We start from the raw sequence: 809 nt of genomic DNA, 5'->3' as shown, positions 1-809 counted from the left end.
GTCCATGTACCGTATCGCCCTCCCAGTCCCCCAGGCGCTCGCGGCTTTCGACCTCGGCTGGGCGTTCACTGATTGACACGCGATTACGCAGCTGCCCGCGCCGATCGTGGCTTCCATAGCGTTTCCGGTAGCGCTTTCGGCGATGTCGCAGATAGGTATAAAGCTCACCACCGGCGCGCTGTTCGGCGGCAATGAACCGATAAATCCACTCATGGCTGACCGCCCGGCTTGGCTGCTCCTGCTTCAACCGCTGGGCGATCTGCTCCGGACTCATGCCATGCTTGAGCCACACCGGGAGATGATGGCTGAGCCATGTCGCCGGCTTGCAAAACTTGCGCGCACCCGCTCGACGAGCATCACTTTCATGGGCCGCAGAAACAGCCTTGTAGATATTCTGGGTGCTGTTGCGGCGAACCTCGCGACTGATCGTCGAGGGATGCACGCCGACCCGCTTTGCAATGCTCGCCTGGCTCTCTGCGGCGCTCAAGCCAGCCTCAATCTGGTAACGTTGTCCCTGAGTCAGCTGCCGGTAATGCGTAGTCATCTGCGCTTGAATCCTTCGGTGTGAGAGCCTGGATTCTACCGGTGGCTGGCTCTCTGCCTCTCGTTTCAAGCGTTGCGCTTATTCTATGAATTCAGGAAAGATTAAACCTGGTGAACCACTCGGCAAGAGAGGTTGATACATCTGACGTTTGAGTCAGCTTTAGACGGATATCTATAAGCACCGCCAAGGTTAAATCAACCACTCTGTGCAGGCGGCAACGTCATTAATTAACGCATGAGCGCTGTCGCACTTAAGTGCTCACCCC

Annotated in this window: 1 pseudogene; it reads right to left on the bottom strand. The window is 57.1% G+C overall.

Annotated elements, in window-relative coordinates:
• A pseudogene (locus GHN86_RS22975) lies at window positions 1-544 on the bottom strand (IS30-like element ISPpu17 family transposase); the annotation flags it as partial.
• Between the last annotated feature and the right edge of the window lie 265 nt (window positions 545-809).

It is taken from the genome of Pseudomonas helleri, from assembly GCF_009600315.1.
GTDB classification, from domain to species: Bacteria; Pseudomonadota; Gammaproteobacteria; order Pseudomonadales; family Pseudomonadaceae; genus Aquipseudomonas; species Aquipseudomonas helleri_A.
Note: the sequence above shows the minus strand (reverse complement) of the source record. Positions and strands in the feature narration are given on the sequence as shown.